Here is a 21,414-nt window from a genome sequence, read left to right on the forward strand (position 1 = left end):
TGGTTAATCAAGTCGATACAGGCATAAATCGCCGGACGCCATAGCTGTTCAGGAATCCGGTGATTTCAAGGCTTAAGGCGCCGAACCTCCGCCAGATAGAAGTCATCGGCCAATTCCTGCACCCTTTTGTCACGCGCCTGGTCTTGGCGGAACCTGCCTGAAAAGTCGGAATAACGCGCAAGTGAGGTCGATAGAAATTCGGCGAGCGGCAGTGGTGGCACGCCCTCTCCCATCTCGCGCGTTTCTTTTTTGACCGCCACCAATTGTAAAATTGTAGCCCGCATGTCCTCGGCGATATCGATAGCTTCAAGGCATTCGAGCATGTTCATTGGTGGTAGTTTTTCGAAATTCGTTTGACGCATCCATTCGAGCGCAATCGCCGGACGGATGGAATAAAGCAGCTTCTTCAAGCGAACGGGCTCGGCTCCATCGCCTGGCTGATGCTGCTTCATCAAGCCGATATAGTGCTGAGCAACCTTCTCTGGCACCATGATTTCAGTCAACAGCCTACCGAGGCGATCGCGAAAGCCAGACTCTTCCTCATAGACAATTGGCGACTTCAACCATTCGACAAGAACAGCATTGCCTTTCAGCGCAAGAAGCAATGCCTTGCGTAGATCCCAGCCGCCAGTATCGATGTCGCCCACAATCGGAAATTCGATGACATCTCGATGCGGAAACAAAGTCAGATGATCCCGCTCCGGCCTGATATAGACGAAGCGGCAATCATAATCGCTGTCGGGCGAGGGGAACCCCCAGGCACGACTACCACTTTCAATGGCAAGGCCTATGCGAATGCCTTCGGCCTTGACCGAAGCAAGCCGCAACCGGATTTCGGCAACGGCCTCTGGCGCAAAGCCTTCCATCGTCATGCGAACATCATCCTCATCGCTACTGACGCCGGCGAACGATCGCCGGCGGTCAGACCCGCCGTTCGACCATCATCTTCTTGATTTCAGCGATCGCCTTGGCCGGGTTCAGGCCCTTGGGGCAGGTCTGTGCGCAGTTCATGATCGTGTGGCAGCGATAAAGGCGGAAGGGATCCTCGAGATTGTCGAGACGTTCGCCCTTTGCCTCATCGCGGCTGTCGATCAGCCAGCGATAGGCCTGCAGCAGAACGGCCGGACCGAGATAACGGTCGCCGTTCCACCAATAGCTCGGACAGGAGGTCGAGCAGCAGGCGCAGAGGATGCATTCGTACAGGCCGTCGAGCTTGAGGCGGTCCTCATGGCTCTGCTTCCATTCCTTGGCCGGCGGCGGCGATACGGTCTTGAGCCAGGGCTCGATCGAACGATGCTGGGCGTAGAAATTCGTCAGATCCGGTACCAGGTCCTTGACGACGGGCAAATGCGGCAGCGGATAGATCTTCACCGTGCCCTTGATCTCGTCCAGACCCTTGGTGCAGGCGAGCGTGTTGGTGCCGTCGATGTTCATCGCGCAGGAGCCGCAGATACCCTCGCGACAGGAACGGCGCAACGTCAGCGTCGGATCGATGTTGTTCTTGATGTAGAGCAGACCGTCGAGCACCATCGGGCCGCAATCGTCGACATCGATGTAATAGGTGTCGATGCTCGGGTTCAGGCCGTCATCCGGGCTCCAGCGATAGACGCGGAATTCGCGGGTGTTCTTGGCACCCGCCGGCTTCGGCCAGACCTTGCCTTCGCGCATCTGAGAGTTCTTGGGGAGAGCGAGTTCAACCATGGTCAGTTCCTCTCAGATCAATAGACGCGTGCCTTGGGCTCGATCTTGTGCGGATCGATACCTTCGGCGATCAGTTCGGTATGGACGGGACGATAGTCGAGCTTGACGTCGCCGGCTTCGTTGACCCAGGCAAGCGTGTGCTTGCGCCAATTCTCGTCGTCGCGGCCACCGAACTTGCCTTCGGTAAAGTCCTCGCGGGCATGCGAGCCGCGGCTCTCCTTGCGGGCCTCGGCACCGTAGATCGTCGCGATGGCGTTGGTCATCAGATTGTGCAGTTCCAGCGTCTCGACGAGATCGGAATTCCAGATCATCGAACGATCGGTGACCTTGATGTCCGGCAGCTCCTTCCAGATCTCCGAAATGCGGCGGCAACCGGATTCCAGCGATTCCTGCGTGCGGAACACGGCGGCGTCTTCCTGCATGGCGCGCTGCATCTTCTCGCGCAGTACCGCCGTCGGCGTACTGCCGCTGGCATGACGCAGGCGGTCGAAGCGATCCATGATCTTGTCGCAGGCAGCAACATTGACCGGCGGCACCGGGCTAGCGCGGTCGATGACCTCACCAGCGCGAATGGCGGCGGCACGGCCGAAGACCACGAGATCGATCAGCGAATTGGAGCCAAGACGATTGGCGCCGTGCACCGAGGCGCAGCCGGCTTCGCCGACGGCCATCAGGCCCGGCAGCACGCGCTCGGGATTGTTGCTGTCGGCATTCAGCACTTCGCCCCAATAGTTCGTCGGAATGCCGCCCATATTGTAATGGACGGTCGGCAGAACCGGGATCGGCTCGCGGGTCACGTCGACACCGGCGAAAATGCGCGCGCTCTCGGAAATGCCCGGCAGGCGCTCGTGCAGCACGGCCGGATCGAGATGGTCGAGATGCAGGAAGATGTGGTCCTTGTTCTTGCCTACCCCACGACCCTCGCGGATCTCCAGCGTCATGCAGCGAGAAACCACGTCGCGCGAGGCAAGGTCCTTGGCCGACGGTGCGTAACGCTCCATGAAGCGCTCGCCTTCGGAATTGACGAGATAGCCGCCTTCGCCGCGCGCGCCTTCGGTTATCAGACATCCAGAACCGTAAATGCCGGTCGGATGGAACTGCACGAATTCCATGTCCTCCAGCGGCAGTCCAGCGCGGGCCACCATGCCGCCACCGTCACCGGTGCAGGTATGGGCCGAAGTCGCCGAGAAATAGGCGCGGCCATAGCCGCCGGTCGCCAACACCACCATCTTGGCTGCGAAGCGATGGATCGTGCCGTCATCCAGGCACCAGGCGACGACGCCGGTGCAGCGACTGCCGTCATCCGACATGATCAGGTCGAGCGCGAAATACTCGATGAAGAATTCCGCATTGTTGCGCAGCGACTGGCCGTAGAGCGTGTGCAGGATGGCGTGGCCGGTACGGTCGGCTGCCGCGCAGGTTCGCTGCACGGGCGGTCCGTCGCCGAAATTCTGCATGTGGCCGCCAAATGGGCGCTGATAGATCTTGCCTTCCTCGTTGCGCGAGAAGGGCACGCCGTAATGCTCAAGCTCATAGACCGCCTTCGGCGCTTCCATGACCATATATTGCATGGCGTCGACGTCGCCGAGCCAGTCGGAGCCCTTGACGGTGTCGTAGAGATGCCATTGCCAGCTGTCCGGCGTCATGTTCTGAAGCGAGGCGGCAATGCCGCCCTGGGCTGCAACGGTATGCGAACGGGTCGGAAAGACCTTGGTGATGCAGGCGGTGCGGAAGCCCTGTTCGGCCATGCCGAGCGTGGCGCGCAGGCCGGCGCCGCCGGCGCCGACGACTATCACGTCATAGGAGTGATCGACATACTTGTAGGCCTTGCCATTCTGAGCGGGTGAGGTCGGTGCCATGATGCAATTATCCTACGAACGCGATCTTCAGAATGGCGAAGAGACAGAGCCCCGCCATGACGATCGAGAAGAATGTGTTGAGCATGAGAAGAACGATCTTGCCGAATTCGCCGTGGACATAGTCCTCGATGATGACCTGCATGCCGAGCTTCATGTGAATGATGCCGGAGATCACCATCAGGCCCATGATGACGGCGACGAAGGGATTCGACAGCGCGTGCACGACCTCCGCATAGGGAGCACCGGCATGGATGATCAGGAAAATGACGAAGAAAATGAAGAGCGGGACGTTGGCGACGGCGGTCAGGCGCTGACGCCAGAAATGGTCGGTGCCTTCCTTGGCGGAGCCGAGGCCGCGGACTTTGCCCAAAGGGGTACGCATATCCATGAGAAATATCCTTTAAAGCATGATCCCGAACCGAAGGACCGCAAGGCGGCTTCGGACAGGATCATGCCAATCAAACCAGCCGGATGGCGATGCCGATGATCCAGACCAGCGCGGTCAGACAGAGCGAACCGACGAGCGTCGCCTTGGCCAGCTTGGTCGAGAATTCCTTACCGAAGCCATAGCCAAGGTCCCACATGAAATGGCGCAGACCGCCGAGCATATGGTGGAGCAACGCCCATGTGTAACCGAACAGCACGAGCCGACCGATGATCGTTCCCATGATCCAGTTGACCAGGTCGAAATAGCCCTGGCCCGTCGCCGCGGCGATCAGCCACCAGGCAACCAGCACCGTGCCGAAATAGAGCGCGCCACCGGTGATGCGGTGCACGATCGACATGATCATGGTGGGAATAGGCTTGTAGATTTGCAGATGCGGCGACAAGGGCCGGTTTTGTGTGACGTTCGCCATCAGAACCTCGCGGCGTTACGATACGCTTCTATCCCCGGATGTCTCCGGGGCAACGCACACGCGCAGGAAAATCCTGTGATGCGTTGCATCAATTGCGACCATTAATCACGGAAAGGCACGGCGACAAGCACAATTGCTGTCTGCCTCGAATTTAATCGATTCGGATCGCTCGACATCTTTGGCGCGTGAGCCGAGGCCGTGTCCTCCGATTGGAGCCTCGATATGATTTTCCCATCTGCCAAGTGGACTTAACCACGCGCTTGCGGCATTCTGTTCTTCATACTTTATTAGGGATTGAGCGGGCGAGGAAAACGCATGCGGGAGCATCTTTTCAAGGCAACGGCGCTCGTTTTGACGGCAGTTGCCGTTCTATCAACCGTATCGGCCTTGGCGGGCGATTATCACCGGGAACATCGGCCGTTCCATCATTCCGGCCCCCACCGGTTGCAGGAAATCTCCTGGTCGCAGCGCTCGGCACAGCCGCAGCCGGACAGAATCGTCCTGATGGACCGGCAATATGCGGCGGATATCGGCACCTATGCCGGAACCGCGGATGTCTACCAGGCCAATGACGGAACCTACGTCCTCGGTTATGGCGGCTATGGTCGATACCCCGACAAACCCGCGACGCGGCTGAGACCCCGCGCCCAGGTGATCGATATCAAGCTTGCCCGCAATGCCTGCGCCTATGAAGCCGGTGTCTGCGTGATTCGCCCATAGGGATCGTTAGTCGGCGAGAAACCGCCAGACCGTCGTCTTCTTGACTTCGCTGTCCTCCAGCGCCCGCGTCACCGGTACCTGATAGCTGGCCTGCTCCTCCAGCCGATCCCTGGGCAAGTAGGCGCGGCCTGGATCGCCGACCAGAACCAGAAGGCCCTCCCCCGCCAGCCGCCGGAACCACGGAATGAGGCGATCGGCAAAATCGCGATCGTAAAAGACATCCCCGGCGAGAACGACGTCGGCATCGATTGCCTGATCCACGAGATTGTCGCCGGTAAAATCCAGCGCGACCTCGTTTTCCATGGCGTTCAATCGCACCGCCGTTTCCGCCCAGGGGTCGATATCGGCGGCGAGCACCCGGCTTGCGCCCGCAAGCCTCGCCGCGATCGCCACCAGCCCCGAACCGCTAGCGAAATCGACAACCCGTTTGCCGGCGACCTCGTCGGGATGATCGAGGATATAGCGCGCCAGCCCCTGCCCGCCGGCCCAGGCGAAAGCCCAGAAGGGCGGCGGCAGGCCGATCTCCTCCAACTCCTCCTCCGTCTTCAGCCAGAGATCATGGGCTTCGCTGGCCAGATGCAGCCGGATCTCCGGTGTATGCGGCGGCGCCATGACGCTGGTGTTCGCGCGGATGAATGTCTCCGGATCGGTCTTCAAGCGGCCCTCGGGTCGGAAGTGTCAAACGGGCGGATTGTCGAGCTCGCCCATGCGGCAGACTTCGAGATATTCCTCTGATGTCACCGGCTGCACGGAAAGCCGCATTGAAGTCACCAGCGACATCTGCGACAGCTTCGGATTGGCCTTGATATCCTTCAGCGACACCGGCTTCGGCATATCGCGCACGGCGCGGATATCGACGCAGTCCCAGCGCGGATCGTCCTTGGCGGTCGCATCGGGATGCGATAGCGCGCAGACCTCGACGATACCCACAATCTCCAGCCCGTCATTGGAGTGATAGAAGAAACCCTTGTCGCCGATCTGCATCGCCCGCATGTTGTTGCGGGCGAGATAGTTGCGAACGCCGGTCCAGGCCGTACCCTCGCTCCCGGCATCCTTCTGCTGCTGCCAGGACCAGGAGGACGGCTCGGATTTATACAGCCAATGCGCCATGCCTCATGCCTCCGGATTGTTGAAGACCCAGTTGAACGGCTTGACCTCGACGCTCTCGAACAGGCCGGCCTTGGCATAGGGATCGGAATCGGCAATCGCCTGCGCCGCCTCGATCGTGTCCGCATTGACGACAACCAGGCTGCCATTCGGCTTGCCGTCAGCATCGAGGAACGGCCCCGCTATCTTCAGTGTGCCCTCGGCATTGAGCTTGTTCAAATGCTCGACATGGGCGGGACGCGTGTCCATGCGGACATTCAGGTGACCGGGCTTGTCCTTGCAGACAAAGGCAAACAGCATGATTTGTGCTCCTTTTGAGATCCAGAAAATTATTCCGTCGTGATCGGCCGCGTCATCAATTGCTCGATGGCGGTGGGGACATCCAGCTTGCCGTCGATGATGGCCGAGACCGCTTCGGTGATCGGCATATCGACGCCAAGCCCCTGCGCCAGTTTCGCCGCAATCGAGGCGGCATAGGCGCCTTCGACCAGCTCTCCATGTGCGGGATCGACCGTCTGGCCCTGACCAAGCGCAATGCCAAAGCGCAGGTTGCGGGACTGGTGACTGGTGGCAGTCAGCACGAGGTCGCCGAGGCCGGAAAGCCCGCGTACGGTCTCAGCCTTGCCGCCCTTGGCAAAGACGAAGCGAGACATCTCGGCGAGGCCGCGGCTGATCAGCGCCGCACGCGCCGAATCGCCGATCCCTCGCCCTTCGACGATCCCGCAGGCAATCGCCAGCACATTCTTCAAAGCGCCGCCGAGTTGCACGCCGACACGATCGGAAGAGGCATAGAGACGGAAGGTGCGGCCGGAAATCGCTTGCGCCAGCCGTTCCGCCACCGCCATGTCGGCCGCCGCGATCGCCATTGCCGTCGGCAGGCCCTTGGCGATATCGGCGGCGAAGCCCGGCCCGGAGAGAACGGCGATGGCGTGATGCGGCAATTCGCGTTCCAGCATCTCAGTCAAGAGATCGCCGGAAACCTTGTCGATGCCCTTGGCGCACGTAACGACAATGGCGTCAGGCGCGAGATAGGGGCCGTAATGACGCGCCGCGTCGGCCTGTGCCTGCGACGGCATGGCGAACAGCACGATGCCGGCATCCGAAATCGAATCCGGCTCGGCGGAGAATTGCAGCGAATCCGGCAGCTCGATGCCGGGCAATGCCGCGTCATTCACCCGGTCGGTATTAAGGTCGGCCATCAGCGCGGCCTTGCGCCCGACCAGGGTCACCTGGCTCTTGCCCGTCAAGGCGATGACGGCGGCAAGCGCCGTGCCGAAAGCGCCGGCGCCGATGACCGCGATCCGTTCGTTGCCGCTCATGCCTTCGCTCCTCGTTTGCCATGCCCCAGAAGCCTTTCCGCCTTCTGATCGAGCGGCCAGCGCGAGCGCGGCTGCACATCGAGACCGTCAGGCGCGGCACCCGTCGCCATGCGCTCCAGCCCGGCCCAGGCGATCATAACCGCATTGTCGGTGCAGAGGCTGAGCGGCGGCGCGATGAAGCGGAAGCCGTTGAGATCACAAAGTTCCTGCAGCGTGCGCCGCAGCTCGAGATTGGCGGCAACACCGCCGGCAACCACCAGCGCCGGCTTTTCCGCCGTCTTCGAAAACTCGTTCTTGAAACGCTGTAGCCCGCGCCCGATCCGGTCCTTCAACGTACGCGCGACCGCCTTCTGGAAGGAGGCACAGATATCAGCAATGTCCTGCTCGCTCACCGGCGCGATCGTCGTCGCCGCCAGCCGCACCGCTGTCTTGAGGCCGGAGAAGGAAAAATCCAACCGTGCCTCGCCGACCAGCGGCCGCGGAAGATCGAAGCGATCCGGGTTGCCGTTCTTCGCCGCCGCCTCGACGGCCGGACCGCCGGGATAGGGCAGGCCGAGCAGCTTTGCCGTCTTGTCGAAGGCTTCGCCCAATGCATCGTCGATGGTCGTGCCCCAGCGCTCGTACTGACCGACACCGCGCACCAGGATCAATTGCGTATGGCCGCCGGAGACCAGCAGCATCAAATAGGGGAAGGCAAGGCCATCCGTCAGCCGTGCGGTCAAGGCATGGCCTTCCAGATGATTGATGGCATAGAGCGGCTTGCCGGTTGCCCTGGATATCGCCTTGCCGGTCATCAGCCCGACGAGCAGACCGCCGATCAGGCCGGGGCCGGAGGTGGCGGCGATGGCATCGACATCGGCCAGCGACACATTGGCGCGCTTCAGGGCCTCGTCGATCAGCGTATCCAATGCCTCGACATGGGCGCGCGCAGCAATCTCAGGCACGACCCCTCCATAGGCGCTATGCTCGTCCAACTGGCTCAAAACAACGTCTGAGCGTACGATGGCGGTGCCGTCATTCTGACGCTCGACAATGGCCGCGGCGGTTTCGTCGCAGCTTGTTTCGATGCCGAGAATACGAAGAAAGGACGCCATGGAAGTCGTTCAATGCCTGTTGGTCGATTGCGATAAAGCGGAAATATGGTTACGGGGACTGTCGGTAACAACGGATCAAAGCGGATGCAAACAAAACCTTTCCGGATCGGCACACGCGGCAGCCCGCTAGCATTGGCGCAGGCGCATGAGGCCCGTGACCGCCTGATGGCGGCGCACGGCCTGCCGGAAGAAATGTTCGAGATCGTCGCTCTGACCACCAAGGGCGATCGCATTGCCGATCGGGCACTGGCGGAAATCGGCGGCAAGGGCCTGTTCACGCAAGAGCTGGAAGAGAAACTGACCTCGGGCGAACTCGACTTCGCCGTGCATTCGGCCAAGGATATGGCAACGAAACTGCCGGACGGGCTGGCGCTGACCGCCTACCTGCCGCGCGAGGATATTCGCGATTCCGTCATCGGCCGCACGGCGCCCAGGCTGATCGAGCTGCCGCATGGCGCAACCGTTGGCTCGGCATCACTGCGCCGCCAGGCGCTGATCCGCCGCCTGCGTCCCGATATCAACGTCATCACCTTTCGCGGCTCGGTCCAGACCCGGCTGCGCAAGCTGGAAGAAGGTCAGGCGGACGCTACGCTCCTGGCTGTTGCCGGCCTGAAACGGCTCGGCAAGGTGGATGTGATCACCGATATCCTCGATCCCGACACATTCCCACCGGCACCGGCGCAGGGTGCGATCGGCATCGAAAGCCGCATCGGCGACAAAAGGATGAACGATCTCCTCGCCGCCATCAATGACAGCTCGACCTTCGATATCGTTTCCTGCGAGCGCGGCTTCCTCGCCGCACTCGACGGCTCCTGCCGCACGCCGATTGCCGGCTATGCCGTCTGCGAGGGCGATCATATCCGCTTCTTCGGTATGATCCTGACGCCGGACGGCCAGCAGGTGCACACCACTATCATCGAGGGCCACCGCCGGGACGCCGAGGCACTCGGTACCAATGCCGGGCAGGCTATCCGCGCCGAGGCCGGCAGCACCTTCTTCGAAGACTGGACCTGATCGCCCATGCGCGTCGTCGTCACCCGCCCCCAGCATTCGGGTGAACGCACCGTCCAGCGGCTGACGAAGATGGGACACGAGGCGTTATCGCTGCCGCTATCCGCGCCGGTGCACGACGTCGAAGCGGCCCGACAGGCGCTCTCGGAGACGCAAGGTGCGATTACCGTCACCAGCGCCGAAGCAATCCGCGCCCTCGCCGCACTCGGAGAGGCCTTACGGCCGCACCTCAGCCGCCCGCTCTTCGCTGTCGGCAAGGCGACGGCGAAGGAAGCAAGTATCCTTGGCTTTACGAAAGTTCTGACTTCCGAAGGCAGCGGCGTCGAGCTGGCAGAGCTGATTGCCCGCAACAGGACCGACACACACTGGCCCCTGCTCTATCTCGCCGGCTCGCCGCGCGCCGCCGGTTTTGAAACCAGATTGACGGAATTGAATATCCCGCTGCGGACGGTGGAATGCTACCGCATGCTAGATATCACCCCCGACGATGCGACCCTTCGCAAGTTTTTTGTCGACATCCGCGCCGACGCCGTACTGCTCTATTCTCGCCAGACGACGCTGCGCTTTTTCAGCCTGCCCTTTCTGCGGCAACACCCGCATGCCCTTGCCCCGACACGATTCGTCTGCCTCAGCGAAGCGATTGCGGATGCTGTCCCAGCCTTGCTGCGCGCCCATGCGGATATTGCCGCCATGCCGGATGAAGACAGTCTTCTGGCGCTTCTGACGACGGAGTAAGGCCTCAATTTTGATCTAAGCTCTTTCCATATTCGACTTGTCTGTCTAACCTCGCTGCAGCGCATGAAAAGAGGACCTCATGGTATCGCGAAAAACGCCAAACCATTCGAAGCCCAACGACGAGCCGGTCACGATCGACCTGAAAGCCGAGGAAGCTGCGCAAGCCGCATCTTCGGAGGACGTCGCGGAGCGCAACCCCAGCGAACCCGGGAGCTCGTCCGCCAACGAGGTGGAAATGCCGCTGGAAGCGGAGAAGGAAACGTTGCGCGCCGAGGAGGCCGGCGAGCCTGTCACGGAAACAGCCGAAGAGAAGCTCAAGGCCGAGCTCGACCAGGAAGCCGAATCCTACTCCTTCCGTAGCGAGCACCCCGCCGCACCCCAGCAGCGGCAACAAGGATCGACCTCTGGCCTGATTGCCGCCGGCATTGTCGGCGGCTTGATTTCCCTCATCTGCGTCGGCGCCATCCAATATGCCGGCCTCCTGCCCGGCGACAGGGCGGCGAAAGACACGTCCGCCGACATCGCCGCGCTCACCGCCGAAATCGATGGGCTGAAGCAGACCGTTTCCAATCTCGCCGCCGCCCCCGCGGCAGCGCCTGACACGACAGTAACCGCCCGTATTGCCGCTCTTGAGACAGCCGCTGCCAACAACACGGCAACCGGCGGATCATCCGGAACGACCAGCGGTGACGCCGATCAGAAGATCGCGGCGCTCAGCACCGAAGTCGGTCAGCTGAAGGCAAGCCTCGACCAGGCGACGCAAAGCCGGGCCTCGGCCGATGCCGATGTCAGCAAGCGCCTCGATGTCGCCGAGAAGAAGCTGAGCGAGCCGAGCCAGGAAAGCGCCGTCGCCCGTGCGATTGCCGCTGCGGCATTGAAGGCGGCGATCGATCGCGGCGGCCCCTTCCAGCCCGAGCTCGACACCTTCGCCAATGTCGCGCCGGATGATCCCGCCGTCGCCGATCTCAAGAATTTCGCCCAGACCGGCATTCCGTCCCGCGCCGATCTTATTCGTCAGGTTTCCGACGTCACGACCGCAATCGTCGGCTCGACGCAACAGGACGACCCGAACCAGAGCTGGAGCGACCGGATGCTGTCGGGCGCGAAATCGCTGGTGCAGGTGCGCCCGGTCGGCAATGTCTCCGGTGACAGCGTCGATGCCGTTGCCGCCCGCTTCGAGGACAAGGTGAAGAATGGCGACCTGCCTGGCGCCATCACCGAGTGGAGCAGCCTGCCGGATGCCGCCAAATCGGCGTCCGCCGCCTTCAAGCAGTCGCTGGAAGCCCGCATCCGCGTCGAGGATCTGGTCAGCGACGCGCTGTCGAAGGCGATCGCCAACACCGGAAAACAGAGCTGAGGACGGAGCGCGAGAATGATCAGACTGCTTATCTTCGCCCTCCTCGTCCTGGCGCTCGGCTATGGCTTTTCGTGGCTCGCGGATCGCCCCGGCGATCTCTCGCTGGTCTGGGAAGGTCAGCTCTACCAGACCAAGCTGATCGTCGCCGCCGGCATCCTGATCGCGCTGGTGGCTGCCGCCATGATCGTCTGGTGGTTCATCCGGCTGATCTGGAGCTCGCCGCATTCCGTCACCCGCTATTTCCGCGCCCGCAAGCGGGATCGTGGCTATCAGGCGCTGTCGACCGGGCTGATCGCCGCCGGCGCCGGCAATGCACTGCTCGCCCGCAAGATGGCGGCACGCACGCGCGGCCTGATCCGCGCCGACCAGGAACCGCTGATCAACCTGCTTGAAGCGCAGGCAGCCCTGATCGAAGGCAAGCATGACGAGGCGCGCCAGAAATTCGAGCTGATGGCCAACGACCCGGAAACCCGGGAACTCGGCTTGCGCGGTCTCTACCTCGAGGCCAAGCGCCTTGGCGCCAATGAGGCGGCGCGGCAATACGCCGAAAAGGCCGCCGATCACGCCCCCTATCTGCCCTGGGCAGCGCAGGCGACGCTGGAATATCGCAGCCAGGCCGGCAACTGGGATGATGCCATCAAGCTTCTCGATCAGCAGAAGGTCGCCCATGTCGTCGACAAGGAAACCGCCAACCGCCAGCGCGCCGTGCTCCTGACCGCGCGCGCCAACGACAAGCTGGAAAGCGATCCGGCCGGCGCCCGCGACGATGCGCTCGCGGCGCTAAAACTGTCCGCCGATTTCGTCCCCGCCGCGCTGACCGCCGCCAAGGCGCTGTTCCGCGAGGATAAGGTGCGCAAGGCCGCATCCGTTCTCGAACAGGTCTGGAAGGCAAAGCCGCATCCGGAGATCGGCAAAGCCTATGTCCGCGCCCGCAGCGGCGACAGCGTCACTGATCGCCTGAAGCGCGCCGAGCGGCTGGAAGCGATCCGCCCGAACAATGTCGAGGCACTGCTCGTCACCGCGAAGGCGGCGCTCGATGCCCACGACTTCGCCAAGGCCCGCGCCAAGGCCGAGGCCGCCGCCCGCATCGACGCCCGCGAGGGCGCCTTTCTGCTGTTGGCCGACATCGAAGAAGCCGAGACCAATGACCAGGGCCGCGTCCGCCACTGGATGGCGCAGGCGCTGCGCGCGCCGCGCGATCCGGCCTGGGTGGCCGACGGCTTTGTCTCCGACAAATGGCTGCCGCTGTCACCCATCACTGGCCGGCTCGATGCCTTCGAATGGAAAGCACCCTTCGGCCAGATCGAGGGACCGCTGGAAGAAGGCACCACCGTGTCGGTCGACGCCGCACTGAAGTCGCTGCCGCCGATGCGCGAGGCGGCTCCCGCAACCACTACGGCAAAGGCGACTTCACCAATAGTTGCATCGCCGGCTACCCGCACCTCTGTTATAGAACTGGAACCAATTACGGCGAAGCCGGCAACAGCCGCAACCGAGCCGGCGAAGGAGCCGGAACCAAGGCCCTTCTTCGGCGGTGCGCCGGATGATCCGGGTGTGAAAAATCGAGAACTTGAACCGGACCCCAAGACACGGCTCAAGTTGTTCTAGGGCATGATCTCAGGGAGCGCGCCGCGCTTCTTGGCAAGGTCATGCTCAAGTTGCTCTAAGAATGGAACCGAATGTTTGAACGCTTTCAGGAATTTTTCCATAGCCTGACGAAAGACCACTCCAGATCCGGTTTTGCCCCAGACGACCCGCGCATCGCGGTGGCGGCTCTGTGCTTCCAGGTGATGGAAGCGGATGGCAAGATCGAGGACAGCGAAAAGAAGCGGCTGCGCAAGCTGTTGAAAAGCCAGTATGGCCTCGACGGTCGCCAGCTCGACGCGCTGATCGCCGCCGGCCAGGAGGCCGAGAGCGAGGCGGTCGATTACTACCGCTTCACCTCCGACTTGAAGCGCCATCTGAACAGCGAACAGCGCCTTGAGCTCCTCGGCATCCTTTGGGACATCGTCTATGCCGATGGCGAGCGTAGCGAGATGGAGGATCACGCCATCTGGCGGATCGCCGATCTCATGGGCATCTCCGATCGCGAGCGCATCGTGAAGCGCCAGGAGGCCGCCGCCCGCGCGCCGGGCCACGCGATGGAGACCGGCGATGATGATTGAAGCGCCTCGGCGCGGCAAGCATCGCCGCCCCGTCCTGATCGTACTGCACCAGGAGCGCTCCAGCCCAGGCCGCGTCGGTCAGATGCTTCTGGACAAGGGTTGCGATCTCGATGTCCGCCGCCCGGTGCTCGGCGACGGACTGCCGACGACGCTGGAAGGCCATGCCGGCGCCGTGGTCTTCGGCGGCCCGATGAGCGCCAACGATCCCGACACTTTCGTCAAGGCGGAGATCGACTGGCTCGAGGTGCCGCTGAAAGAAAACCGCCCCTATCTCGGCATCTGTCTCGGCGCGCAGATGCTCGCCCGTCACCTCGGCGCCAAGGTGAAGGCACGCGACGACGGCAAGACCGAAATCGGCTGGTATCCGCTGCAGCCAACGGAAAGGGGCCGGCTGCTGATGCGCCGCTGGCCGCAAATGGTCTATCACTTCCACCGCGAGGGTTTCGACCTGCCGCACGGCGCCGAGCTGCTGGCGACCGGCGAGACCTATCCCAACCAGGCGTATCGCTATGGCGCCAATGCCTGGGGTCTACAGTTCCACGCCGAACTCACCCGCGCGATGATGCAGCGCTGGGTCGTGCATGGCGAACACCGCTTCTGTGCTCCGAACGCCCAACAGGGCCGCGAGCATCTGGAAGGCCGGATGATCTTCGATGCGGCGCTGAAAACCTGGCTCTCCGAATTCCTCGACATGGTGTTCGAGGGCAAGCAGGCGATGGCGGCTTGAGCTATCCGATAGTTCAGCCTGCTTCCAACATCGACAGGTATCGGCTTATCGCTTGACGGACGGACGCAGCATAGCGTTTTAGCTGATCGCGATCAGCGACAAGATCATCTCGCACCGCCCTCGGGATCTCCAGCTGAACGCCCGCATTCCGCTTGCTGCGATTGCATATGTTGCCAACCGCCGTGCCCGCCAGAGGTTCGCCCTTCACTCTCGCAACGGCTGTGAATCCACCCTCGGACAATGCCTGCACGATCAGGTCGCGAAGCGCCGCATCAAGACCACCGATCCAGGAGGTCTCCGGATCGTCCCTGTTCGTCCGGCCGTGAACGGCGACGACAATGGAGGATGCGGCTACCAGCGAACGCGCCTTCGGCTCATCGAAATTTTCCGAGGTGATGTGCAGCTCGTGATGGGCCATATCCGCTCCAAGCCCCTCAAAGCAGTAGGCGGAAAAGATATCGGAGGCTATTTCCAGCGTAACGTCCGACGTCGTGGGTTCGATGAAACCACCGTGAGGAGCAATGATTGCGACCGGCGACGATCTGTCCTCGATCCAGATGCGATAGTCGACGCCCTCGATTTCGTGGTCGCGCAGCATCGAGAATGACGCGTATCGATCCGGCTGCTTTGCCATTTTGTCTGTCCGCCCCCAATGCCAGAAGTCTTCAGTTATCGCTTGGTTCGATAGAGCAGAGGCCACCGCTTCCGCCCGGCGGCCGTTCCATTCAGGCCAACGGATCCTCCGCAATCCGTCCGAACATCCGGAAATCGTGGTAGGCACCCTTGAACCGCGCCTTCTGCCGCAGCGTCCCCTCATACCGAAATCCGGATTTCTGCAGGACATGGTCCGATGCGGCATTGCCCGGAAGGGTCCAGGCTTCGATGCGGTTGAGCCGGAAAAACTGATGGCCGCATGCCACGACCGCCGAGACGGCCTCCGTCATCAGGCCTTTTCCCCAGAAATCCGGATGCAGCTCGTAGCCGATTTCACCGCACCTCCATGTTTTGTCGAAACGGTTGTAGCGGATCGCGCCGGCAAGGGTCTTTGAAGCACGGTCCTCGATGATCCAGGCACAGCCCTTCCCCGAGAGATACACCTTGCACATCCAGTTCATGTATCGTTTGCCTTGCGCCATGCTCGGCGCATCCGGCCAGTTCGAAAAGCGGGTCACGTCGGGAACGGATAGCACGTCCCGAAAGGCGGCGGCATCCTCGGGCATGGGCGCGCGCAACAGCAAACGCTCGGTGGACAGAATTGGAAACGTAGCCGCGGTCAATCGCATCATGTCCTCCCCTCATGAACAATGACGCTTATTACATCAGACCCAAGCCGCGGCCTAGCCATGCCGCAACTCCTCAAACCGCCTGCGGCTCGCCCTCGCGGTCCGGTGCATTCAAACTGTCGATCTTGCGCAGTTGCGGGAAGCCCGTCGCCCAGATAATCGCCACCGCCAGCGTGCCGATGCCGCCGATGACGACGGCCGGGATGGCGCCGAAATAGCTGGCCATGGTGCCAGCGCGGAATTCGCCGAGTTCGTTCGACGCACCGACGAAGACCATATTGACGGCGTTGACGCGGCCGCGCACATGGTCCGGCGTCCAGAGCGTGATCAGGGTTTCACGGACATAGACCGAGATCAGGTCCGACGCACCCATGATCGCAAGGGCCGTGATCGACAGCCACGGCGTATGCGAGATGCCGAAGATCAGCGTTCCCACGCCGAACATGCCGACGCCGACGAACATGCACATCCCGGCCCGGTGCCGGATGGGATAGGTCGCCAGGAACAGGCCCATGGCAATGGCACCGAAGCTCGGTGCCGCGCGCAGGAGGCCGAGACCCCAGGGACCTAGCGTCAGAATATCGCGGGCAAAGATCGGCATTAGCGCCACGGCGCCGCCGAGCAGCACCGCGAACAGGTCGAGCGACACCGCGCCGAGCACGACCTTCTCCGACCAGATGAACCGGAAGCCGGCAAGGATCTCACTCAGGCTCTTCGATTGATGGGCAACGCGCTGCTGTGGCTTCGGAATGAGAAAGGTGAGCACGGAACCAGCCGCAAAGAACAGGACGGCGACGCCATAGGAAACACTCGGGCCGATACCATAAAGCAGGCCACCGGCGACCGGGCCAAGGATGGCGGCGGCGTCCCAGGACATGGAGTTCCAGGTGATCGCATTCGACAGATCCGCAGGCGGAATGAGATTGGGAGCGAGCGACTGCGTCGCCGGCGTCATGAACGCGCGCTCGATGCCGAAGATCGTGAGGATCAGGAAGACCAGCCATGGCTCAAAGGCGTCGGTAACGGTCAGAAACAGCAGCGCACCCGTGCAGATCGTCCCGACGAGAATGCAGATGGCGGCAATCATCCGCCTGTTGTAACGATCGGCCACAGTGCCGGTCACCAGGATGAGCAGCAGCGACGGCAGGAACTGCACCAGGCCGATCAGCCCGAGATAGATTGGCTTGCCGGTATGCTCGTACATCTGCCAGCCGACGGAAACGCTGACGACCTGCGTGGCGAAACCGGTCAGAAAACGGGCAAAGAAGAAATAGGTGTAGGCGATATGCCGGAACGCGGCAAATCTGTCTCCGCTGGCAACCAACGACATATGTGAGACTTTCCGACCGGAGCAATGGCGTGCAACGCACCCGCTCGGCCTGTTAGGCATGATTCAGCCTGTGTCAAAGCATGGGGCTTGCCCGTTAAGTCGCCAATGTCTACATGTCTGTCAACCACGAAATGGAGACGGACATGCTCGCCTTATTTCAAACCATTGATCTGGCTTTGAATCTTTATACCTGGGTGCTGATCGCCAGCGCCATCTTCTCTTGGCTCTATGCTTTCAACGTCATCAATTCGAGCAATCAGTTCGTCAATTCGGTCGGAAGCTTTCTCTATGCGGTCACCGAGCCAGCGTTGCGCCCGATCCGTCGCGTGCTGCCCAATCTCGGCGGCATCGACATTTCGCCGATTATCCTGCTTCTGCTCATCTTCTTCGTCCGTTCGCTAATGTGGAACTCGCTGTATCCGCTCTTCGTTCGGTGAACGGCGCCTGGCAGGCTTTTGCCGATCATGTGAGACTATCGGTCCGGCTCACGCCCAATGGCGGGCGTGACGCCGTCGATGGCATCGAGACCGGTGCCGACGGCGAGGCCTATCTCAAAGCCCGCGTTTCCGCCGCGCCGGAAAAGGGCAAAGCCAACAAGGCGCTGATCGCGCTGCTGGCCAAGAGCCTCAGCATTCCCAAATCCTCGCTCAGCCTGATCTCCGGCGACACCGCACGCAAAAAAATCCTCCGGATCGATGGCGACCCGGAGGATTTGATAGGCAGGCTAAAATCTATAGTGAAGGGCTGATCAGGCCTTCGCCTTCTTGGCGCGCTCGATGGCTTCAACAATAAGCTCACCAGCTTCCTTGGAGCCGCCCCAACCATAGATCTTCACCCACTTGCCGGGTTCCAGATCCTTGTAGTGCGCAAAGAAATGCTCGATCTGCTTCAGCGTGATCTCCGGCAGGTCGGTATGTTCCTTGACCTTCTCGTAGCGCAGCGTCAGCTTCGGCGAGGGAACGGCAATGATCTTTTCGTCCTTGCCGGAATTGTCTTCCATCTTCAGCACGCCGATCGGGCGGACATTGATGACGCAGCCCGGCACCAGCGGACGGGTGCTGGCGATCAGCACGTCGATTGGGTCGCCGTCTTCGGAAAGCGTATGGGGAACGAAGCCGTAATTGCCTGGATAGGTCATCGGCGTGTAGAGGAAACGGTCGACGACCAGCGTGCCGGCCTCCTTGTCCATTTCATACTTGATCGGGTGACCGCCGACCGGAACTTCAACGATGACGTTGACGTCTTCGGGCGGGTTCTTGCCAATGGAAATCGCGTCGATGCGCATGCGTGTCCCCTAAATATTAAGGATGGTTACCGCAAGCCAGATAATCGGAATCATTCCGCAACGCAACAATGCATTGGTAGAGTGAGGGATTTTATCGGGGATCGCAGCCGGCACCGCGCGACGCCTCAAGGCCAGACAAAGCCGATCTTCTTGATCTGCTTGCGGTCGAAAGTCTCGACACCTTCGCAGAAATCGGCGCCACCCTGGCCGCGATAGAAACGATCGGCATTCTCGTTCTCTTCGAGGCACCAGACGACGAGACCCTTGCAGCCGAGCGACTTCAACAGCCGGCGCGCTTCACCGAACAGCAGCCGGCCGAGGCCGATGCCCTGATATTCCGGACGAAGATAAAGCTCGTAGATCTCGCCTTCCTGCGGCAGCGCGCGGGCGCGGTTGAGACCGAGCGTGGCATAGCCGGCAATCTCGCCGGCGACATCGAGAACCAGAAGCGTGGCAGGGCCGCTGGTCGCCTTGCGCCACCAGCTTTCGCCGCGGCGTTCGATCATCTGGCTCAGCGCACGATGCGGAATGATGCCGGAATAGGTGTACTGCCACGACTGGCGGTGCACCTCCGAAATGGCTCGGGCATCATGCGGTTCTGCCCGCCGAACATCAATCGACAACGTCTTCATAACGTTTACTCTGGTCTCGCCAGCCCAAATTAACCATCCTCATTTACGAAGACGGCCGACTTGCCCACAGCCTTTATCCGTGGACGACTGCTGAAAATTAACGCCTTTTTAACCTTTGCCACAAGGGTCCAAAAATCGAACACACAAAATAAAACCCCGGCACAATGGCCGGGGTTGAGTGGTTAGAAGCGATACAGGCCGTTCCCTTACGCGGAACGCGCCTTTTCCATGCGCTTGCGCTCGTTCGGGTCGAGATACATCTTGCGCAGACGAATCGACTTCGGCGTGACTTCCATCAGCTCGTCGTCCTGGATCCAGGAGAGGGCGCGGTCGAGCGTCATGCGGATCGGCGGCGTCAGCTTCACGGCCTCGTCCTTGTTGACCGAGCGGATGTTGGTCAATTGCTTGCCCTTGAGGACGTTGACTTCAAGGTCGTTGTCGCGCGTGTGGATGCCGATAATCATGCCGGCATAAACCTTTTCACCCGGATCGATGATCATCGGACCACGGTCTTCCAGGTTGAACATCGCGTAGGCGACGGCTTCGCCGGAAGCGTTGGAGAGCAGGACGCCGTTCGAGCGGCCGCCGATCGCGCCCTTGAAGGGCTGATAGTCATGGAACAAGCGGTTCATGATCGCCGTGCCGCGCGTATCCGTCAGCAGTTCCGACTGATAGCCGATGAGGCCGCGGGTCGGTGCAAAGAACTTCAGGCGCAGGCGATTGCCGCCAGACGGACGAAGCTCGACCATTTCGGCCTTGCGCTCCGACATTTTTTGCACGACGACACCGGAATGCTCTTCATCGACGTCGATGACGACTTCTTCGATCGGCTCCAGCATCTGACCGGTGGCTTCGTCCTTGTGCATGACGACGCGCGGACGCGACACGGCAAGCTCGAAGCCTTCACGGCGCATGGTTTCGATCAGCACGGCGAGCTGCAATTCGCCGCGGCCGGAAACGTAGAACGAGTCCTTGCCTTCGGCTTCTTCGATCTTCAGCGCGACATTGCCTTCGGCTTCCTTGAAGAGGCGATCGCGGATGACGCGCGAGGTAACCTTGTCGCCTTCGGTGCCAGCGAGCGGGCTGTCGTTAACGATAAAGGACATGGTGACGGTCGGCGGATCGATCGGCTGGGCGTGCAGCGCCTCGGTCACGGACGGATCGCAGAACGTGTCGGCGACAGTGCCCTTGGACAGACCGGCGATGGCGACGATATCGCCTGCATGGGCTTCATCGATAGGCGTACGCTCGATGCCGCGGAAAGCGAGGATCTTGGAAATGCGGCCGGTTTCGATCAGCTTGCCATCCTGGCCCAGAACCTTGACGGCCTGGTTCGGCTTGATCGAGCCGGAATGAATGCGGCCAGTGATGAGGCGACCGAGGAAGGGGTTGGCTTCGAGAAGCGTGCCGATCATGCGGAATGCGCCGTCTTCTTCGCCGACACTCGGCTCCGGCACATGCTTCAGCACGAGATCGAGAAGCGGGCCAAGGCCTTCTTCAACCGGGCCATCCGGCGAATAGTTCATCCAGCCGGCGCGGCCCGAACCGTAAAGGATCGGGAAATCGAGCTGCTCGTCGGTGGCGTCGAGCGCTGCGAAAAGATCGAAGACTTCGTTGATGACTTCTTCGTGGCGAGCGTCCGGACGATCGATCTTGTTGATCGCAACGATCGGGCGAAGGCCGACCTTCAGCGCCTTGCCGACCACGAACTTGGTCTGCGGCATCGGGCCTTCCGAGGAATCGACCAGCACGATAGCGCCATCGACCATCGACAGGATGCGCTCGACTTCACCACCGAAATCGGCGTGGCCGGGCGTATCGACGATGTTGATGCGAACGCCCTTCCAGATGACGGAGGTCGCCTTGGCGAGAATGGTGATGCCGCGCTCTTTTTCCAGATCGTTGGAATCCATCATGCGCTCAACGGTGCGCTGGTTCTCGCGGAAGGAACCGGACTGCTTCAGAAGCTCGTCAACGAGGGTGGTTTTCCCATGGTCAACGTGCGCGATGATCGCGATGTTGCGAAGTGCCATAATCTTATATCTCTGGGGCTGAGGCGCGATATAAAGTAAACACGCCAATTACGTTTGGCGCGCTCATACCCTTTTTTTCGCGTTTGCGAAAGGGGGGAGGCAAGAAAGCAACGATATGGCCTTACTTGACATATTTTCGAATACGTCTTTAGAGTTTGGCCCGCGTCTCTGTAAAACCTCAGAGGGTTTCGCATCAAGC

The 21,414-nt window shown here is 61.3% G+C and carries 25 protein-coding genes; 9 read left to right on the top strand and 16 right to left on the bottom strand.

Going from position 1 to position 21,414, the window contains the following annotated elements; all coding sequences use genetic code 11:
* Window positions 1–65 precede the first annotated feature (65 nt).
* The 5 genes from AC1RO0_RS20000 to sdhC all read right to left on the bottom strand — a co-directional run bounded on the left by AC1RO0_RS20000 (window position 66) and on the right by sdhC (window position 4,417).
* On the bottom strand, window positions 66–872 hold the full coding sequence (locus AC1RO0_RS20000; RefSeq protein WP_498594554.1) for a nucleotidyltransferase domain-containing protein: 807 nt from the start codon (window positions 870–872) through the stop codon (window positions 66–68).
* Window positions 873–921: 49 nt separating this feature from the next.
* Window positions 922–1,701 carry a succinate dehydrogenase iron-sulfur subunit gene (locus tag AC1RO0_RS20005; RefSeq protein WP_007690177.1) on the bottom strand — a complete coding sequence of 260 codons (780 nt, stop codon included), beginning with the start codon at window positions 1,699–1,701 and terminating at the stop codon, window positions 922–924.
* A gap of 17 nt (window positions 1,702–1,718) precedes the next feature.
* Entirely contained in the window at window positions 1,719–3,560 is a 1,842-nt protein-coding gene (sdhA, locus tag AC1RO0_RS20010; RefSeq protein WP_498594555.1) for a succinate dehydrogenase flavoprotein subunit, read from the bottom strand.
* A gap of 7 nt (window positions 3,561–3,567) precedes the next feature.
* Window positions 3,568–3,948: a succinate dehydrogenase, hydrophobic membrane anchor protein gene (sdhD, locus tag AC1RO0_RS20015; RefSeq protein ID WP_042471639.1), complete on the bottom strand. Its 381-nt coding sequence runs from the start codon at window positions 3,946–3,948 to the stop codon at window positions 3,568–3,570.
* A 70-nt stretch (window positions 3,949–4,018) separates the two neighbouring features.
* The gene (sdhC, locus tag AC1RO0_RS20020; RefSeq protein WP_174075640.1) at window positions 4,019–4,417 is read right to left on the bottom strand and encodes a succinate dehydrogenase, cytochrome b556 subunit; all 399 of its coding nucleotides are present in this window, start codon (window positions 4,415–4,417) and stop codon (window positions 4,019–4,021) included.
* Window positions 4,418–4,732: 315 nt separating this feature from the next.
* Between sdhC and AC1RO0_RS20025 the strand changes: the two genes are divergently transcribed.
* Complete coding sequence (locus tag AC1RO0_RS20025) at window positions 4,733–5,137, top strand: hypothetical protein (protein ID WP_498594556.1); 405 nt, start codon at window positions 4,733–4,735, stop codon at window positions 5,135–5,137.
* A gap of 6 nt (window positions 5,138–5,143) precedes the next feature.
* Here the strand turns inward: AC1RO0_RS20025 and AC1RO0_RS20030 are convergent, their stop codons facing one another.
* Genes AC1RO0_RS20030 through tsaD form a run of 5 tightly spaced genes read right to left on the bottom strand, consistent with a single transcriptional unit; the run spans window position 5,144 to window position 8,657 of the window.
* Window positions 5,144–5,794: a class I SAM-dependent methyltransferase gene (locus AC1RO0_RS20030; protein ID WP_498594557.1), complete on the bottom strand. Its 651-nt coding sequence runs from the start codon at window positions 5,792–5,794 to the stop codon at window positions 5,144–5,146.
* A gap of 21 nt (window positions 5,795–5,815) precedes the next feature.
* Complete coding sequence (locus AC1RO0_RS20035; protein WP_498594558.1) at window positions 5,816–6,247, bottom strand: EVE domain-containing protein; 432 nt, start codon at window positions 6,245–6,247, stop codon at window positions 5,816–5,818.
* A 3-nt stretch (window positions 6,248–6,250) separates the two neighbouring features.
* On the bottom strand, window positions 6,251–6,544 hold the full coding sequence (locus tag AC1RO0_RS20040) for a YciI-like protein (RefSeq protein WP_498594559.1): 294 nt from the start codon (window positions 6,542–6,544) through the stop codon (window positions 6,251–6,253).
* Window positions 6,545–6,573: 29 nt separating this feature from the next.
* Entirely contained in the window at window positions 6,574–7,563 is a 990-nt protein-coding gene (locus AC1RO0_RS20045; RefSeq protein ID WP_498594560.1) for an NAD(P)H-dependent glycerol-3-phosphate dehydrogenase, read from the bottom strand.
* On the bottom strand, window positions 7,560–8,657 hold the full coding sequence (gene tsaD / locus AC1RO0_RS20050) for a tRNA (adenosine(37)-N6)-threonylcarbamoyltransferase complex transferase subunit TsaD (protein ID WP_498594561.1): 1,098 nt from the start codon (window positions 8,655–8,657) through the stop codon (window positions 7,560–7,562). Before tsaD ends, AC1RO0_RS20045 begins: the two co-directional genes overlap by 4 nt.
* Before the next feature lie 84 nt (window positions 8,658–8,741).
* Between tsaD and hemC the strand changes: the two genes are divergently transcribed.
* The 6 genes from hemC (at window position 8,742) to AC1RO0_RS20080 (ending at window position 14,652) form a co-directional block, all read left to right on the top strand.
* On the top strand, window positions 8,742–9,671 hold the full coding sequence (gene hemC, locus AC1RO0_RS20055) for a hydroxymethylbilane synthase (RefSeq protein ID WP_498594562.1): 930 nt from the start codon (window positions 8,742–8,744) through the stop codon (window positions 9,669–9,671).
* A gap of 6 nt (window positions 9,672–9,677) precedes the next feature.
* Window positions 9,678–10,403 (top strand): uroporphyrinogen-III synthase, encoded by a 726-nt coding sequence (locus AC1RO0_RS20060; protein WP_498594563.1) that lies wholly within the window; start codon window positions 9,678–9,680, stop codon window positions 10,401–10,403.
* 79 nt (window positions 10,404–10,482) lie between these two features.
* Window positions 10,483–11,760, top strand: coding sequence for a COG4223 family protein (locus tag AC1RO0_RS20065; protein ID WP_498594564.1), 1,278 nt, complete (start codon window positions 10,483–10,485; stop codon window positions 11,758–11,760).
* 15 nt (window positions 11,761–11,775) lie between these two features.
* On the top strand, window positions 11,776–13,368 hold the full coding sequence (locus tag AC1RO0_RS20070) for a heme biosynthesis protein HemY (RefSeq protein WP_498594565.1): 1,593 nt from the start codon (window positions 11,776–11,778) through the stop codon (window positions 13,366–13,368).
* Between the two features lie 71 nt (window positions 13,369–13,439).
* Entirely contained in the window at window positions 13,440–13,925 is a 486-nt protein-coding gene (locus AC1RO0_RS20075) for a tellurite resistance TerB family protein (RefSeq protein ID WP_498594566.1), read from the top strand.
* A complete protein-coding gene (locus tag AC1RO0_RS20080; RefSeq protein WP_498594727.1) occupies window positions 13,918–14,652 on the top strand; it encodes a glutamine amidotransferase in 735 nt (244 codons plus the stop codon). The genes AC1RO0_RS20075 and AC1RO0_RS20080 overlap by 8 nt, the downstream gene beginning before the upstream one ends.
* A 13-nt stretch (window positions 14,653–14,665) precedes the next feature.
* Here the strand turns inward: AC1RO0_RS20080 and AC1RO0_RS20085 are convergent, their stop codons facing one another.
* The 3 genes from AC1RO0_RS20085 to AC1RO0_RS20095 all read right to left on the bottom strand — a co-directional run bounded on the left by AC1RO0_RS20085 (window position 14,666) and on the right by AC1RO0_RS20095 (window position 17,265).
* Window positions 14,666–15,286, bottom strand: a complete 621-nt coding sequence (locus tag AC1RO0_RS20085; protein ID WP_498594567.1) for a poly-gamma-glutamate hydrolase family protein — start codon at window positions 15,284–15,286, stop codon at window positions 14,666–14,668.
* A 91-nt stretch (window positions 15,287–15,377) separates the two neighbouring features.
* Window positions 15,378–15,938 carry a GNAT family N-acetyltransferase gene (locus AC1RO0_RS20090; RefSeq protein WP_498594568.1) on the bottom strand — a complete coding sequence of 187 codons (561 nt, stop codon included), beginning with the start codon at window positions 15,936–15,938 and terminating at the stop codon, window positions 15,378–15,380.
* A 70-nt stretch (window positions 15,939–16,008) separates the two neighbouring features.
* On the bottom strand, window positions 16,009–17,265 hold the full coding sequence (locus AC1RO0_RS20095; RefSeq protein ID WP_498594569.1) for an MFS transporter: 1,257 nt from the start codon (window positions 17,263–17,265) through the stop codon (window positions 16,009–16,011).
* A 113-nt stretch (window positions 17,266–17,378) separates the two neighbouring features.
* Here AC1RO0_RS20095 and AC1RO0_RS20100 point away from each other — a divergent pair, with 113 nt between their 5' ends.
* Together AC1RO0_RS20100 and AC1RO0_RS20105 are read left to right on the top strand one after the other, a co-directional pair.
* Window positions 17,379–17,702 (top strand): YggT family protein, encoded by a 324-nt coding sequence (locus tag AC1RO0_RS20100; protein ID WP_042471625.1) that lies wholly within the window; start codon window positions 17,379–17,381, stop codon window positions 17,700–17,702.
* Entirely contained in the window at window positions 17,699–18,013 is a 315-nt protein-coding gene (locus AC1RO0_RS20105; RefSeq protein WP_368512183.1) for a DUF167 domain-containing protein, read from the top strand. Before AC1RO0_RS20100 ends, AC1RO0_RS20105 begins: the two co-directional genes overlap by 4 nt.
* On the opposite strand, the gene ppa is transcribed toward AC1RO0_RS20105, so the two are convergent.
* From ppa to typA, 3 genes are all read right to left on the bottom strand, one after another.
* Complete coding sequence (ppa, locus tag AC1RO0_RS20110) at window positions 18,014–18,550, bottom strand: inorganic diphosphatase (protein WP_368512179.1); 537 nt, start codon at window positions 18,548–18,550, stop codon at window positions 18,014–18,016. It abuts the gene before it with no gap.
* Window positions 18,551–18,675: 125 nt separating this feature from the next.
* Entirely contained in the window at window positions 18,676–19,182 is a 507-nt protein-coding gene (locus AC1RO0_RS20115; protein ID WP_007693708.1) for a GNAT family N-acetyltransferase, read from the bottom strand.
* Window positions 19,183–19,388: 206 nt separating this feature from the next.
* On the bottom strand, window positions 19,389–21,215 hold the full coding sequence (typA, locus tag AC1RO0_RS20120) for a translational GTPase TypA (protein WP_368512180.1): 1,827 nt from the start codon (window positions 21,213–21,215) through the stop codon (window positions 19,389–19,391).
* Window positions 21,216–21,414: the final 199 nt, after the last annotated feature.

It is taken from the genome of Rhizobium sp. GW821-FHT14E12 (genome assembly GCF_058803745.1).